This window comes from Pseudodonghicola flavimaris (assembly GCF_030164425.1).
Taxonomy (GTDB): domain Bacteria; phylum Pseudomonadota; class Alphaproteobacteria; order Rhodobacterales; family Rhodobacteraceae; genus Pseudodonghicola; species Pseudodonghicola flavimaris.
This window is the reverse complement of the sequence record NZ_JASNJD010000028.1, coordinates 1-14850: the sequence shown is the minus strand read 5'-3', so window position 1 is coordinate 14850 and position 14850 is coordinate 1. Positions and strand designations below refer to the sequence as shown.

Below are 14850 nucleotides of genomic sequence, written 5' to 3'. Positions count from 1 at the left end.
GATGCAGACGTCAGCCCCAGACACTCACACCGATCTGCGCGATGCCTTGCGCGCACTTTGCGCGCAGTTTCCGCCAGAGTATCATCGCAAGTTCGGCGAAGACGAAACCTACCCCGAGGAATTCGTCGATGCGCTGACCCGCGAGGGCTGGCTTGCCGCGATGATCCCAGAGGAATACGGTGGCTCGGGTCTGGGGTTGACCGAAGCCTCGATCATCATGGAGGAGGTGAACCGCTGCGGCGGAAACGCGGGCCATTGCCACGGGCAGATGTATAACATGGGCACGCTGCTGCGGCATGGTTCGGATGAGCAAAAGCAGACATACCTGCCCGGTATTGCCAGCGGCGCGTTGCGCCTGCAATCCATGGCCGTGACCGAACCGACAACCGGGACCGACACCACCAAACTGAAGACCATCGCAGTCAAGAAGGGTGACCGGTATGAGATCAATGGCCAGAAGGTCTGGATCAGCCGTATCCAGCATTCTGACCTGATGATCTTGCTGGCCCGCACTACGCCGCTGAGCGAGGTCAAGAAAAAGTCGCAGGGCCTGTCGATCTTTATGGTCGATCTGAAAGAGGCAATCGGCAACGGGATGGAGGTCCGCCCCATCGCCAACATGCCCGGCCACGAAACCAATGAAGTGTTTTTCGACAACCTGGAAATCCCCGCCGAGAACCTGATCGGCACCGAGGGGCGCGGGTTTTACCATATTCTTGACGGGCTGAACGCCGAACGGACCCTGATTGCGGCGGAATGCATCGGTGATGGATACTGGTTCGTTGACAAGGCCCGCGCCTATGCCGGCGACCGCGTGGTCTTTGACCGTCCCATCGGCCAGAACCAAGGTGTGCAATTCCCTATCGCCAGGTCCTATGTGAACATCGAGGCCGCCAATCTGATGCGCTTTGAAGCCTGCAGGCGGTTCGATGCCGGACTGGATTGTGGTGCACAGGCGAACATGGCCAAGCTGCTGGCTTCGGAAGCCAGCTGGGAAGCGGCCAATGCCTGCATCCAGACCCACGGCGGCTTCGGTTTCGCACGGGAGTACGATGTTGAGCGCAAGTTTCGCGAGGCGCGCCTCTATCAGGTCGCCCCGATCTCGACCAACCTGATCCTCTCCTATGTCGGCGAACATATCCTCGGCATGCCCCGATCCTTCTGAGGCCAGAAACATGGGTGAGATCGACCTTGACGCGCTGGCGCCCTGGCTGGGACGCACCGAGACCAAGGAAGATGTTCTGACGCAGGGGCTGATCGACAAATTCCGCGCCACGCTCGGTCCGCATCTTTGGGACGAAGCCGGCGATGTCCCGCTGGGGGTTCATTGGTGCCTTGCCCTTGATACCGTGCCAGCTGCCGCCCTGTCAGAAGACGGCCACGCCGCGAGGGGTGGATTTCTGCCCCCTGTTCTGCTGCCCGCCCGCATGTGGGCTGGCGGCGATGTTACGCATATCGCGCCGCTGAAAATCGGCGAAACCATCACCCGACGCTCTTCGATCAGGAATATTGTGGCCAAGCAGGGCCGTAGTGGACCATTGGTCTTTGTGACCGTCGAACATGAGTATCTGAGTGGCAACCGGCTTTGTATCCGGGAGCAGCAAACGATCGTTTATCGTGAGATTTCCACCCCCCGCACGGGCGAGAGCGCAGCTGACGCGGGTGACCCCAACACGCTTAGATCGACGCTGACACCGGATCCTGTTCTTCTGTTTCGCTATTCGGCGCTGACGTTCAATGCCCATCGCATTCACTATGATTACGTCTACGCCACCGAAACCGAAGCCTATTCCGGACTTGTTGTGCATGGCCCATTGCAGGCCACGCTGCTTCTGAATCTGGCGGCGGGTGCGTTGAAAACATCGCCCCACCGGTTTTCGTTCCGTGGCCTCGCGCCACTCACCCTGCCCTGCGAATTGCAACTGCACAATGAAGGGACCGGCACCTCCGGGACAGTCTGGTGTCAGGATCAAAAAGGTCTTCGAAGCTTTTCCGCAGAGTACGCGGCCGTCTGATCGGTCTTCTTCGGTAGCGAATTCAGTTGTTGACCAATTTTTCTAACATCTGTTAGGCTTCGCGGAGAGACTTGGTAAATAAACCAGGCAAACCTCTGAATTTAGAGGTGGGAGGAGGAACAATGCGAGGAAAACTCGTAACCAACGAAAAACCGTGCGGTCAGGCTATGCGCGCCTCCATGAGGTGTGGGGCAAAAGCACGGGCCGCAACATGACCACGAATAACGGGCACGTATCCTCACCGCTTGCGGTGCGTGGTGCAACTTTGAAATTTGGCGGTGTGACCGCGCTCGACGATGTGAGCATTTCTGTGGCCGACGATGAATTGCTTGCAATTATCGGACCGAACGGAGCCGGAAAAACATCACTTCTAAACGTGACTGCGGGCTTCTACCGTCCGCAGAAGGGCCGTGTCGAATTGTCCGGGCAGGACGTGACCGGCCTGCGTGTTGACCAGATCGCCCGGCGCGGTCTGGCGCGGACGTTTCAGGGCACCCATCTTTTTGCCGGGCAGACGGTGGTGGAAAACATTATGATCGGCCGCCACATGCTGATGAAATCGAATGTAGTCCAGGCTTTTTTCCAGTTCGGTCCCGTGATGCGCGAGGAATCGGAACATCGTGAAGCCGCAGAGGAGATCATCGATTTTCTCGAGATCGAGGCAATCCGCAACCGGCCCGTGGGCACGTTGGGGTATGGGTTGCGCAAGCGTGTCGATCTGGGCCGTGCATTGGCGCAGGAACCGTCGATCCTGCTGATGGATGAACCGATGGCCGGCATGAACTCGGAGGAAAAAGAAGACCTGGCGCGCTTCATTCTCGATGTGCGCGAGGCGCGCAAGATTCCGGTAGTTCTGGTGGAGCACGACATGGGCGTCGTGATGGACCTTGCCGACCGGATCGTGGTGCTGGATTTCGGGCGGGTCATCGCTGAAGGCACCCCGGAAGAAATCCAGAAGGACCCGGCTGTCATAAAGGCATATCTGGGGTAGCGGCATGGTCAAACAACGGACAGCAATGGTCTTTTCGGACCCAGCAGTGACACATAGCGAAACCCTGCCGCAGGTTTTGCTCGCGCGAGCGACATCCACACCGACCAACCTCGCCGAACGGCACAAGCGCCTGGGCATCTGGCGTGAATTCACCTGGGCCGATGTTCTTGACAGGGTTCGCGCCCTGGCTCTCGGGTTGGAGAACCTGGGCTTGTCGGCTGGCGAATCCGTCATGATGATTGGCGAAAACGAACCCGAACATTTCTGGGCTGAATACGCCGTCCAGTCGTTAGGCGGCAAAGTCCTGTCTGTCTATCCGGATCAAAACGCTGAAGAGATTCTGTATCTGGCCGAAGACTCGCAAACGCGGATTTTTCTGGCACAGGATCAGGAGCAGGTCGATAAATGCATCGAGATTGCGGGCAAGTACTCGGGCGCCCTGGCGGTCGTTTACTGGGACGATTCCGGTCTGTGGGGCTATGATCATCCCCTGTTGCATTCGTTTGAAAGTGTGAGCGCGGCCGGGCGTCAGATCCACGCCAAGGAACCCGCCAGATTTGAAGAACACGTAAAACGTGGACGGGCGGACGATACCGCCTTGCTGTCCTATACCTCGGGTACCACGGGAAAACCCAAGGGCGTTGTCATCAGCCATCGCTACCTGTTCGACAATTGCTCGCGGGTGATGGGGGCAATCGAAATCGCGCCGGGCACCGAATACCTGACCTACATTTCGCCGGCCTGGGTCACGGAACAGATTTTCGGCCTGTCGATCGGTTTGATCGCGCCCATGGTCGTCAACTTCCCCGAAGGCCCTGAAGACGTACTGACCAACATTCGCGAACTGGCGGTCGACGCACTGGTGTTCAGCCCGCGCCAGTGGGAAAATCTCGCCTCCATCGTTCAGGCCCGGATGCTGGGGGCGGGTAAAATCCGCAATGCGATGTACAACTGGGGTATGAAGGTCGGCCACGACGTTTATGTGGAACGGCTGGAGGGGCGTAGCCCCAGCCTTGCCGCACGCCTGCAGCTTCCCTTTGCCGAAGCTCTGGTGCTGCATCACCTGCGCGACAATCTTGGCCTTGGTAAGGCCAAAAACGCAATGAGCGGCGGCGCCCTGATGGCACCTGACGTCTTTCGTATGTTCCACGCGATGGGGGTTAAGCTGCGCAACGTGTATGGCGCGACCGAAATCGGCCTTCTGACCGCGCATGTCGGCGAAAGCTATCAGCTGGAAACCAGCGGCAGCTGGATGCAAAGCAACACGAACTACGGCGAACCGCTGGAATACAGGGTCTCGGACGAAGGGGAGCTTCAGGTGCGTGGCGGATCGGGCTTCGGTGGCTATCACGGCAAGCCCGAAAAGACCGCAGAGGAATTGACCGAAGACGGTTGGTACAAGACCGGTGACGCGGTGTCGATGACCGACGACGGCGAGCTTTTGTTCTTTGACCGTGTCAAGGATATGCGCCGCCTGGCAAATGGGCACAGCTATCCGCCGCAATTCATCGAAACGCGGTTGCGGTATAGCCCCTTCATCAAGGATCTCATGACCTTGGGCGACGAAACCCGGAGCTTCGTCAGCGCGCTTATCAATATCGATATGGAAGTTCTCGGGCGTTGGGCGGAAGAGAACAAGATCAGCTTTTCGACCTACACCGATCTCTCGCAGAAACCCGAAGTTCTGGACCTTATCAAAGGCGAAGTGGCGCGCATCAATGCGCTCCTGCCCGAAGGCTCGCGCGTGGCACGTTTTGCGAATTTTCCCAAGGAACTCGACCCGGATGAAGGCGAGTTGACCCGCAGCCGAAAGCTTCGCCGGGCCTTTCTGGAGGAACGGTATGCCAAGCTCGTCGAGGCGATCTATGCTGGCGATGACGAGACAGATCTCGAAATCGCTGTGACCTATCAGGACGGCCGTCAAGGCGTTCTCAAGACCACGGTTCGCGTGTCGGATGTTGAAAACGCATCGAAGGCTGCCAAGCGGCAGTCCAAATCTTAAAGGAGGTCGGCGACAATGGTCTATTTCATCAATGACATCATTACCGGGGCTTTGATCGGCCTTCTGTATTCGCTGGTGGCCATGGGCTTTGTTGTGATTTACCGCGCCAGCAAGGTGTTCAACTTCGCGCAGGGCGAGCTTGTGATCATCGGCGGGTTCATCGTCTGGTTCACAACGATGCAAGCGGGGCTTAGCCTTTGGTTGTCGATACCCCTTTCGCTGGTTCTGGCCGGGCTGGTCGGGTACGCAATCGAACGGATTTTCCTGACAAAGCTGATCGGTGAATCGGTTTTCTCGATGGTCATGGTCACCGTCGGCCTTTTGATCCTGCTGCGCGGTTTGGTGCTGCTTGTGTTCGGTCCCGCGGTAAGACCCTTCCCGATCATTTTTCCGCTGAAACCCTTGTTCCTCGGCGATATGTTGATCCCGATGAACCTCCTGATAGGTGGGATCATCACCATTGTCGCGGCCGTCGGCCTGTCGTGGTTCTTCAACCGGACCCGGTCCGGCCTCCGTATGACCGCTGTGGCGGAGGACCACGTCGTAGCTTCCTCGATGGGCATTTCGGTGAAAGGCTCGATTGCCGTTGCCTGGGTTCTCGGGGCAATCCTGTCCACAATTGGTGCGATGATCTTTCTCAGCGGCAAATCGCTGACCTTCCTGGCCTCGGATATCGGGTTCGCGGCCCTGCCGGTGGCGCTCTTTGCCGGGCTGGAATCCATCGGCGGGCTTATCCTGGCAGGAATAATCATCGGCATCGCGCAGAGCTTGACCACCAACTACCTTGATCCGTTGATCGGTGGCTCGCTCGGCAGTGTCGTTCCATATATCATAATGCTTGCCATTCTGCTGATCCGGCCGACCGGCCTGTTCGGCTGGCGCACAATCGAACGGGTGTAATCCATGGATCCTTCTGGCGTATTCCCGACAAGCTATCGCAGTGACAGACGTTTGATCCGAACGCGCTGGCAGTTTCTGGCCCTCGTCGTATTCATGGCTCTACTGCTGTTGGCGCCTTACCTGGTGAGCAGCCGTATCATCGCTATCCTGAATATGATGATGATCAGCGCCGTCATCGCCGTCGGGCTTCAGATCTGCACCGGCTATGCGGGCCAGATCAACCTGGGTCAGGCGGCGTTCATGGGGGTCGGCGCCTATACGGCCTCGATACTGGCCTCGAAGACCGGCCTTACGTTTCTGCTGACCATTCCTCTGGCCGGGCTCTCGGCTGCGCTGTTCGGCTTTCTCTTTGGCTTGACCGCGGCGCGGATCAAGGGGTTCTATCTGGCACTGACCACGATTGCAGCTCAGTTCCTGTTCCACTTTGCCGTATTGAACCTGCCGTCAACCTGGCTGGGTGGATCGAACGGTATCACCGTGCCCCCGGCCGAGCTTTTCGGGCAGCGATTTGTCAGCGAATCTTCGCAGTTCTATCTGAATTTCGCCGTGACCGCGATCATGGTGGCGGGCGCGTTCGGGATCGTTCGGTCACGCTTCGGCCGTGCCTTCGTGGCGGTCAGGGATGATGACGTGGCCGCGGGTATAATGGGGATCAATGTCGCGGCCACAAAGGCAAATGCCTTCCTGATCGGCGCTTTCTATGCGGGCGTCGGCGGGGCGCTTTGGGCCTATCTGATCCGCTTCGTGGGGGTAGACCAGTTCACCCTGTTTCACTCGATCTTCTTCGTCGCGATGATCATCGTCGGCGGGATGGGTTCAATCGTGGGGGCCCTGATCGGCGTCTTCATTATCCGCATCATCCAGGAAATTATCGCGACGGTCGGCCCCAATATCGCCGACTCGGTATCATTCCTTGGCGGTGACATCGTGTTCGCTGGCATGAATGTCGTTCTTGGCGGCGTGATCGCATTGTTTATGATCCTCGAACCCAAGGGGCTGATGCACCGCTGGAACATCCTGAAGTCGTCATACCGTATCTGGCCGTTTCCTTACTGAGAAATAGAGCGGCTCTAAACCTGGGAGGAAGAATATGACTTACCAATCGAATCGAGGTCTTCGCGGCTTACTGGCAGCGGCTGCCTTGGCGGCCGCGGCGACCATGCCTTTGAAGGCGCAGGCCGAAGAGACCTATAATCTGGCCCTGCTGTCGGACTTTTCCGGCCCTTATGCTGACATCATGCCCATCCTGGCAGGCGGACGCGAAGCTGTGTTCACCTGGTGGAATGAAACCCGCGGCAAGGAACTTGGCGTCACGCTGAACTACAAAAACTACGAAACCCGCTATGACGCGGCACAGGTGGCAAGTCTCTGGCCCGGGATCAAATCGGAACTGGACCCGATTGCGGTTGTCGGCCTCGGCGGGCCTGACGTCGCGGCCCTTTCCGAACGCCTGCCGGAAGACAAAATCCCGATGTTCATGGCCACAGCGGCCTACGGCTTTGCCTGGCAACCGGATGCCTGGATTTTCAACCCACGTCCGACCTATTCGCACGAAAGTGTCGGCTTTCTAAACTGGATGCGTGAACAGCGCGGAGGAGACGAACCGCTCAAGGTTGCGATCCTCGCCTCCGAAGCATCGCCTGCCTATGTCGACATGGCAAAGGGCCTTGAACTCTATGCCGAAGAGCACCCCGAGGAGATCGACCTCGTCGAGGTCATCTATACCGAAGTTCAACCCACCGATCTGACGGGGCAAATGCGCCGCGTTGTACGAGCCGGGGCCGAGGCGCTGGTAATCCAAACGAACACCTCTATCGTGGTTGCCGCGAAACGTGGGCTGCAGGCCAACGGGGCGAACATCCCGATCATGATGAGTTCGCATAACGGGCTTCCAGCCTCGGGTGGCGCGCTTGGCGGGCTTGAGCAAATGGAGGGGGACTTTGAAGCCTACGGCATGGCGATTGCGGCCGATGAGGACACTCCCGCGCGACAATTCTACGAGACATTGGTTGCCGATTACGGACTCGAAGCACCTTGGAACGTCGTGACCGCAATGGGCGTATCTCAGGGTCTCTATACCGTGACCGTGATCGATCACGCGATCGAGGCGAACGGCGCCGAGGGCCTGACCGGAGAGATGGTACGTGAGGCGCTTTTTGCCAAACCGATCACCACCGAAGAAACCCATGGGTTCCTGCCGACCTTGTCCTTTACGCCAGAAGCACCGTTCCCATTGGAAGGCCTCAAAGTGAATGTGGGCACCGTCAAAGATGGGAAAATCACCATCGCGGCAACGGGTGTCGACGTTCCGCAAGTTGAGAAATGGTGAATTAATCCGGGCGCCGCAGTCGCGGCGCCCGTTCTGATCCTTAGCCCCGGGCAATATGACCATGCTGGAACTCAACAACGTAGAGGTGACATATTCCGACGTCATCCTGGCGCTCAAAGGCGTGTCCATGACAGTCCGTGCGGGACAATGTGTTGCTCTGCTCGGTGGCAATGGCGCAGGAAAAAGCACGACGCTTAAAGCCATCTCGGGAACGCTCAAATCCGAGGATGGAACCGTTTCGGCGGGGTCCATCGTTCTGGACGGAACTCCCATTCAGAACATGGAAGCCTCGGAAGTCGTGAAGAACGGTCTCATCCATGTGATGGAAGGGCGGCGCGTTTTGCGGCATCTGACGTCAGAGCAAAACCTGATCGTCGGCGGGCACATGGTGCCCAACTCCGCCGAGCTGAAAAAGCGCTTGGACCATGTTTACACCTTGATGCCCCGGCTTGCGGACCTGCGCAACCGCACCTCTGGCTTCATGTCTGGTGGCGAACAACAACTGCTGCTGATCGGCCGGGCCATGATGGCCAGCCCCAAGATCATCGCGATCGACGAACCGTCGTTGGGATTGGCCCCGATGATGATCCGGGATGTTTATGAAGTGCTCAAGCAGCTCAAGTCAGAAGGCACGACCTTCTTCCTGGTCGAACAAAACAGCGCCGCGGCGCTATCGATCGCCGACTATGCCTATGTGATGGAGAACGGCCGGATCGTGATGGACGGCCCTGCCGACAAGCTCGCTGACAACGAGGACATCAAGGAATTCTATCTCGGCGTCACCGCATCGGGCGAGCGCAAAAGCTATCGAGATATCAAACACTATCGCCGCCGGAAGAGATGGCTGGGCTGAGGAGAAGGAATTCATGAGCACCATCCTGGATATCAAGGGCCGCACCGCGCTGGTGACCGGCGCCGGACAGGGCGTGGGCCGGCAGGTCGCGCTTTATCTGGCGGAACATGGCGCAGGCGCTGTTGTGATCAATGATTTTCACGCCGATCGGGCGGAAAGCGTTGCCGCAGAAGTTGAAGCAGCTGGCGCCAAGGCATTGCCAATCGCCTTTGACGTCTCGAACTTCGAGGCGGTCGGCGCAGCTTTCGCCGAGGCGCAATCCGCGTTCGGCGGCGTGGATATCCTGGTCAACAACGCCGGGAACGCGGGGCCGACCTCGCGGCTCGATGATCTGGTGCCCTTCTGGGACTCAGACCCATCGGAATGGAAGCGCTGGATGGCGACCAATTTCGACGGCGTGTTGAACTGCACCCGTCACGCAATGCCCCTGATGGTCAAGGGCGGCTATGGGCGCATCGTGACAGTCATCTCCGACGCGGGCCGCGTGGGCGAGCCGCATCTGGCGGTCTACTCCGGCGCCAAGGCCGGCGCGGCCGGCTTCATGCGGGCAATTGCAAAAGCCGGTGGTCGGTTCGGGATCACCGCGAATTGCGTCGCCTTGGGGGGCACAAGAACTCCGGCTGTCGCCGACCTGATCCCGGATGCAGAGACCGAGAAGCGGGCATTGTCGCAATACGTGATCCGCCGTCTGGGCGAGCCGGAAGACCCCGCCGGAATGATCCTGTTCCTCTGCTCGGATGCTGCCAGCTGGATCACCGGTCAAACTTATCCGGTGAATGGCGGGTATTCTTTTGCCTGCTAGAGCCGCCATCGGACGGCTGCCGCCTCTAGTTGGAGCTGTCCGAAAAAACGCTGTCATTATCTGCCCCGAGCTCGGGGGGCAGATCCGGTATCGCGGTTTCGAAACCATCGAATTTCAACGGCTGGACAATAAAAGTCTCGGCCTTGCCGCCGTCATGCGTAATCTTGCGCAGCAGCTGGCGCGCACGCACATGGGGGTCGTCCAACGTTTCGACCAGGGAATTGACCGGACCCCATGGCACCCCCGCCTTATCCAGAAGGTCGCCCCATTCGGCGCGCGTCTTGTTGACCAAAATCGCCGCGATTTCTTCGCGCAGCGCGGCCTTGCGGGCGACACGGTCGCGGCCTGTCAACGGCGCAAGATCCGCCCTGTTGATCACATCGCAGAACGGTTTCCAGAACCAGTCCTCATGCGCGATGGACAAGGTCAAGAGCTTGCCGTCTTTGCAGGTGAACACGCCATAGCCCGGCTCGGCGATAAATTCGCCCAGCGGTGTTCCATTGGCGGCGGGAACGAGGAATGCGGTCAACATCGAAACCACCGCATCCGACATGGACACGTCCACGTAACGCCCCTGCCCTGTGCGCTGGCTCGACACCACCGCCGACAGGATTGCGATCGCCGCGAACAACGCCGCGCCAACATCCGCAAGGGGGATCGGCGGCACAGGGCCGGGCTGCTTTGCATCGGCCTGATCGGCCAGCAAACCGCCAACCCCTTCATAGCTCAGGTCATGGCCAGCCCTGTCACGATAGGGGCCGTCCTGCCCGTAACCCGAAATCGATACATAAACCAGCCGCGAGTTGACACTACGCATGTCCTCGAAACCGGCACCCAAGGCCGCAAGCTTGCCAGGGCGGAACCCTTCGACGATGACATCCGATTCCTTGGCCAGTTCGCGAAACCGTGCCAGCCCCTCGGCCGATTTCAGATCCAACGCAACGCTGCGCTTGCCTCGGTTCAGTGCCCGGAACAAGGGCGGAAATTGCCGGGCCGGATCGCCGACACCCGGTCGTTCGATCATGATCACCTCGGCTCCCATGTCGGACAACAGCATTGTGGCATAGGGACCGGGAAACTGTTCGGCAAGGCTGAGAATTTTCAGGCCGGCCAGGGGTGCAGTGCTCATATCAATCTCCAGCTCTTTTGTTTTCCACGTGCGGGTCCGCCCGAGTGCAGCGCAAATCGCCGCAAAAGACAAGGCGAAAAACCAATAATATGTATAATTATCAGGAGCTTAGCATGAGTGAAGCAAAGCAGACGCTATTCGTTGAGCGGGTCGCAAAAACTGAATGGATTACCTTCCAGCGCACCGAACAGCTCAACGCAATGTCAACGCAGATGCTGCGCGAGATGGCGGCAGCACTGGAATCGGCGCTGGCCGACGATGGGGTGCGTACAATTGTCCTGACCGGCTCTGGCCGGGCATTCTGCGCCGGTGCCGATCTGAAAGAAGTTGCTGGCGCCAAACATGCACCAGGCGAGCCGGATCTTCTGGATCTTGTCGATCACACGTTTGGGCTGATGCGACATGGCCCGAAACCGGTGATCGCCGCAGTGAACGGGCTGGCGATGGCGGGCGGTTTGGAAATGGTGATGGCCTGCGATCTGGTCTTTGCCGCCGAAAGCGCGCAACTGGGCGACGCACATTCCAACTTTGGCGTCTTTCCCGGGGCCGGCGGTGCGGCGATCCTGCCGCGTAGGATTGGCCTGAACCGCGCGAAATACCTGCTGTTCTCGGGCGAGAACGTTTCGGCACGGGACATGATGGACTGGGGACTGGTGAACAAGGTCATCGCGGACGAAGACCTGCGACAAGCGGTGCAGGCCTTTACCGACAGGCTGGCAGAAAAAAGCCCGGCGGTCTTACGCCGCATGAAGACGGTTGCCAATCGGTCGCTGGACGTGGACGAAACCGCCGCGCTTTCCGAAGAGATGCTGAACCTGCGCGCGCACATGCGATCCTGGGACATGCACGAGGGTCTGTCGGCGTTCAATGAAAAACGAAAACCGCAGTTTCGCGGATACTAGGTCAGGAGGACAAACGATGCAGGACATTTACATCGTTGGCATCGGGATGACGCCGTTCGGAAAGTTCCGGGACAAAACCATCAAGGACATGACCGGCGAGGCCGTCGCCGCCGCGCTTTCCGATGCCCGAGTGACGGCAGATCGTATCGACGGCGCATTCTTCTCGAACGCGGTGCAGGGCCACATGGAGGGCCAGCACATGATCCGCGGCGAAATCGCGCTGCGTGAAATGGGCATTCAGGGCATTCCGGTGGTGAATGTCGAAAACGCCTGCGCCAGCGCCTCGACCGGGTTCAAACTGGCAGTCGATTTCCTCAAGGCCGGCAATGGCGACTGCTGTCTCGCCGTGGGCGCCGAAAAGATGTATTCTGACGACCGTGCGTTGATGTTTTCGGCCTTCGACAGCGGCTGGGACGTCAGCAACAGCGAAGAGGTCGCGCAACGGCTGGCCGATCTGGGTGCAGGGGTCGAGGAACCCGAAGGATCGAAATCGCCCAAGCCCTACAGCGTGTTCATGGATGTCTACGCAGGCTTCGCCCGGCTGCACATGAAGACCTTTGGCACAACTCAGGAACAGTTCGCCGCCGTCGCCGCCAAGAACCATGCGCATTCCGTGCATAATCCACTGGCGCAATACCGAGAAGCCATGAGCGTCGATCGGGTATTGGCCGCGCCGCCGATCACCTATCCGCTGACCCTGCCGATGTGCGCCCCGATCTCGGACGGGGCCGCTGCGGCCGTTTTATGCACCGGCGAGGGGATAAAACGTCTGGGCCTAGATCCCGCGCGCGCGATCAAGGTCAAGGCCGCGATCCTGCGCTCGGGCACCGATCGTCCGCCGGAAGATTACAAGAACCACCTGACCCGGCTTGCCGCGCTTGAGGCCTATGAACAGGCCGGGATCGGCCCCGAGGATATATCGGTGGCCGAAGTGCATGACGCCACGGCCGTGGGCGAAGTGATCCAGATCGAGAACCTCGGATTTGTCGAATTCGGCGAGGGCGGTCCCGCCAGTCTGCGCGGCGAGACAAAGATCGGTGGACGCATTCCGGTGAACCCCTCGGGCGGGTTGGAATCCAAGGGCCACCCGGTCGGTGCCACAGGGATAGGGCAGGTTTTCGAACTGGTCACGCAACTGCGCGGCGAAGCTGGCGCGCGTCAGGTCGAAGGGGCAAAGAACGCCATCGCCGAAAACGGCGGGGGGTTGCACGGGGTAGAAGAAGCGGCCGCCTGCGTCACCATTCTGGGCCGTTGAAACAAGGAGACGAACCATGGAAAACGTGATCGCCGCCGCTCAGGCAATCTATACAGATGAGCAACGCATGTTGCTGGAAAACTTCCGCAAGATGGCCGAGGCAGAGTTCGCGCCGCTGGCCGAGAAATACGAGAACCTCGGCCACCCCCCCGATGCGAAAACCCTGAAGTCCCTGTTCGCCAAGGTCGAGGAATTCGGGCTGATCAGCGGCCTGATCCCCGAAGAGGACGGCGGTGCCGGAATCGACCGCATGACCTATGGCATCCTATACGAGGAACTGGCCCGGATATGGGCCGATCTGGCAATCGCGGTGCTGATTCAGGGTCATGCCGTGTTCGCGGTCAACCTCTTGGGAAATGTGGCGCAGAAAGAGGCCTATCTGAAGCCGCTCCTGCGCAGCGAACGGATCTGTGCCACCTGTATTTCCGAACCAGAGGTCGGTTCGAACGTACGCGAGGTCAAGACACGTGCGGACCGCGAGGGCGATAAGATTTTCGTCACTGGCCAGAAGCTCTGGATTTCCAATGGGGCCCAGTCGGATTTCGCCATCGTTGTCTGCAATCTGGACGACGGTATTTCCATGGTCATCGTCGACCGCGATACCGGCAACTACGAGAGCCGCGAATTGCGCAAGCTGGGGCTTATCGGTGCATCGACCTGCGAATTGTTTTTCGACCGTGCCGAAACCAGCGCTGACCATGTTCTGGGTAATGCAGGCGGCGGCCTGTTCCAGACATTGAAACTGTTTGAGAGCGCTCGCGTGTTTGTCGGCCTGACGAGCATTGGCATAGCGCAGGCGGCGTTGGAATGTGCCGTCAAATATGCGCAGGATCGCCAACAACATGGTAAGCCGATCGGCGGGCACCAGTTGATTCAAGGCTACTTGGCCGACATGGCCACGCACCTGGATGCCGCGCGCCTGTTGTGCCAGCGCGGGCTGCAACTTCTGGACTTGGGCGTGCGCTGTGACACCCAGACCTCGATGGCGAAATGGTATGCAACCGAAATGGCCGTCGAAATCGCCGGCAAAGCGGTGCAGATCCACGGCGGCAACGGCATCACCAAAGAGTTCCCCGTTGAACGGCACTTCCGCAATGCAAAGGTCATGCCGATTCCCGATGGCACCACCGAAATCCAAAAACTGGTCATCGGGCGCAACCTGACCGGGCTTAACGCGTTCTGAAATCGTGACTCTAAGAATTGCGGCCGGGGATTCCCGGTCGCCTTATCGTAGGCCCCCGGTCCGGGGGGGCGGCCAACGGATCATGCCCCAACCGGCGCTGCGGGACGCGTTTGATCAATGCCTGTCCCGCGTCAGTGGCAAAAAACTCACGGTTCAGGTCGGTTTCGATATAACCGGGGCAGATGGCATTCACCCGGATGCCATGCCGCGCCCATTCAAGCGCCAGAGACCGGGTCAGTTGAATCAGCCCTTCCTTGGACGCGGCATAGGCGGACACATGGCTGGCCACCCGTGTGCCCAGAATCGAGGCGACATTGACGATACAGCCCCCGCGTCCGGCATCAATCATCGCTTTGGCGGCGATACGTGGGTAGTGTCCCGGGAGATGGTGTAGGAACTGGCGTCCACCTGCTTCTTCATAGCTGGTGCTGCTCGTTCACTGCGCGGCGATCATCGTCGCCGCGCCGGTATCGTTGCACACGGCCGTCA

General features: G+C 59.2%; 14 protein-coding genes. 12 read left to right on the top strand and 2 right to left on the bottom strand.

Annotated features, from left to right (window positions below; all coding sequences use genetic code 11):
* Position 1: 1 nt before the first annotated feature.
* The 9 genes from QO033_RS23270 to QO033_RS23230 all read left to right on the top strand — a co-directional run bounded on the left by QO033_RS23270 (position 2) and on the right by QO033_RS23230 (position 9892).
* The gene (locus tag QO033_RS23270) at positions 2-1165 is read left to right on the top strand and encodes an acyl-CoA dehydrogenase family protein (protein WP_028288582.1); all 1164 of its coding nucleotides are present in this window, start codon (positions 2-4) and stop codon (positions 1163-1165) included.
* A gap of 10 nt (positions 1166-1175) precedes the next feature.
* The gene (locus QO033_RS23265; protein WP_028288583.1) at positions 1176-2015 is read left to right on the top strand and encodes an FAS1-like dehydratase domain-containing protein; all 840 of its coding nucleotides are present in this window, start codon (positions 1176-1178) and stop codon (positions 2013-2015) included.
* Positions 2016-2226: 211 nt separating this feature from the next.
* Positions 2227-3006 (top strand): ABC transporter ATP-binding protein, encoded by a 780-nt coding sequence (locus tag QO033_RS23260; RefSeq protein ID WP_028288584.1) that lies wholly within the window; start codon positions 2227-2229, stop codon positions 3004-3006.
* A 46-nt stretch (positions 3007-3052) separates the two neighbouring features.
* Positions 3053-5008, top strand: a complete 1956-nt coding sequence (locus tag QO033_RS23255; RefSeq protein WP_233145719.1) for an AMP-binding protein — start codon at positions 3053-3055, stop codon at positions 5006-5008.
* A gap of 15 nt (positions 5009-5023) precedes the next feature.
* Complete coding sequence (locus QO033_RS23250) at positions 5024-5908, top strand: branched-chain amino acid ABC transporter permease (RefSeq protein WP_028288586.1); 885 nt, start codon at positions 5024-5026, stop codon at positions 5906-5908.
* A gap of 3 nt (positions 5909-5911) precedes the next feature.
* Positions 5912-6964, top strand: a complete 1053-nt coding sequence (locus QO033_RS23245) for a branched-chain amino acid ABC transporter permease (RefSeq protein ID WP_028288587.1) — start codon at positions 5912-5914, stop codon at positions 6962-6964.
* Between the two features lie 34 nt (positions 6965-6998).
* Entirely contained in the window at positions 6999-8237 is a 1239-nt protein-coding gene (locus tag QO033_RS23240) for an ABC transporter substrate-binding protein (RefSeq protein ID WP_051630972.1), read from the top strand.
* A 61-nt stretch (positions 8238-8298) separates the two neighbouring features.
* Complete coding sequence (locus QO033_RS23235; RefSeq protein WP_028288589.1) at positions 8299-9090, top strand: ABC transporter ATP-binding protein; 792 nt, start codon at positions 8299-8301, stop codon at positions 9088-9090.
* Between the two features lie 13 nt (positions 9091-9103).
* On the top strand, positions 9104-9892 hold the full coding sequence (locus tag QO033_RS23230; protein WP_028288590.1) for an SDR family NAD(P)-dependent oxidoreductase: 789 nt from the start codon (positions 9104-9106) through the stop codon (positions 9890-9892).
* A gap of 25 nt (positions 9893-9917) precedes the next feature.
* On the opposite strand, the gene QO033_RS23225 is transcribed toward QO033_RS23230, so the two are convergent.
* Positions 9918-11021, bottom strand: a complete 1104-nt coding sequence (locus QO033_RS23225; protein ID WP_036540260.1) for a CaiB/BaiF CoA transferase family protein — start codon at positions 11019-11021, stop codon at positions 9918-9920.
* Positions 11022-11134: 113 nt separating this feature from the next.
* Here QO033_RS23225 and QO033_RS23220 point away from each other — a divergent pair, with 113 nt between their 5' ends.
* From QO033_RS23220 to QO033_RS23210, 3 genes are read left to right on the top strand one after another with little or no spacing between them, the layout of a single operon-like run.
* On the top strand, positions 11135-11923 hold the full coding sequence (locus QO033_RS23220) for an enoyl-CoA hydratase/isomerase family protein (protein WP_028288592.1): 789 nt from the start codon (positions 11135-11137) through the stop codon (positions 11921-11923).
* Positions 11924-11939: 16 nt separating this feature from the next.
* Complete coding sequence (locus QO033_RS23215) at positions 11940-13178, top strand: thiolase family protein (RefSeq protein WP_027264384.1); 1239 nt, start codon at positions 11940-11942, stop codon at positions 13176-13178.
* 16 nt (positions 13179-13194) lie between these two features.
* On the top strand, positions 13195-14361 hold the full coding sequence (locus tag QO033_RS23210; protein ID WP_142494837.1) for an acyl-CoA dehydrogenase family protein: 1167 nt from the start codon (positions 13195-13197) through the stop codon (positions 14359-14361).
* Between the two features lie 10 nt (positions 14362-14371).
* Here QO033_RS23210 and QO033_RS23205 read toward each other — a convergent pair whose 3' ends face one another.
* A complete protein-coding gene (locus QO033_RS23205) occupies positions 14372-14725 on the bottom strand; it encodes an SDR family NAD(P)-dependent oxidoreductase (RefSeq protein ID WP_268987217.1) in 354 nt (117 codons plus the stop codon).
* Between the last annotated feature and the right edge of the window lie 125 nt (positions 14726-14850).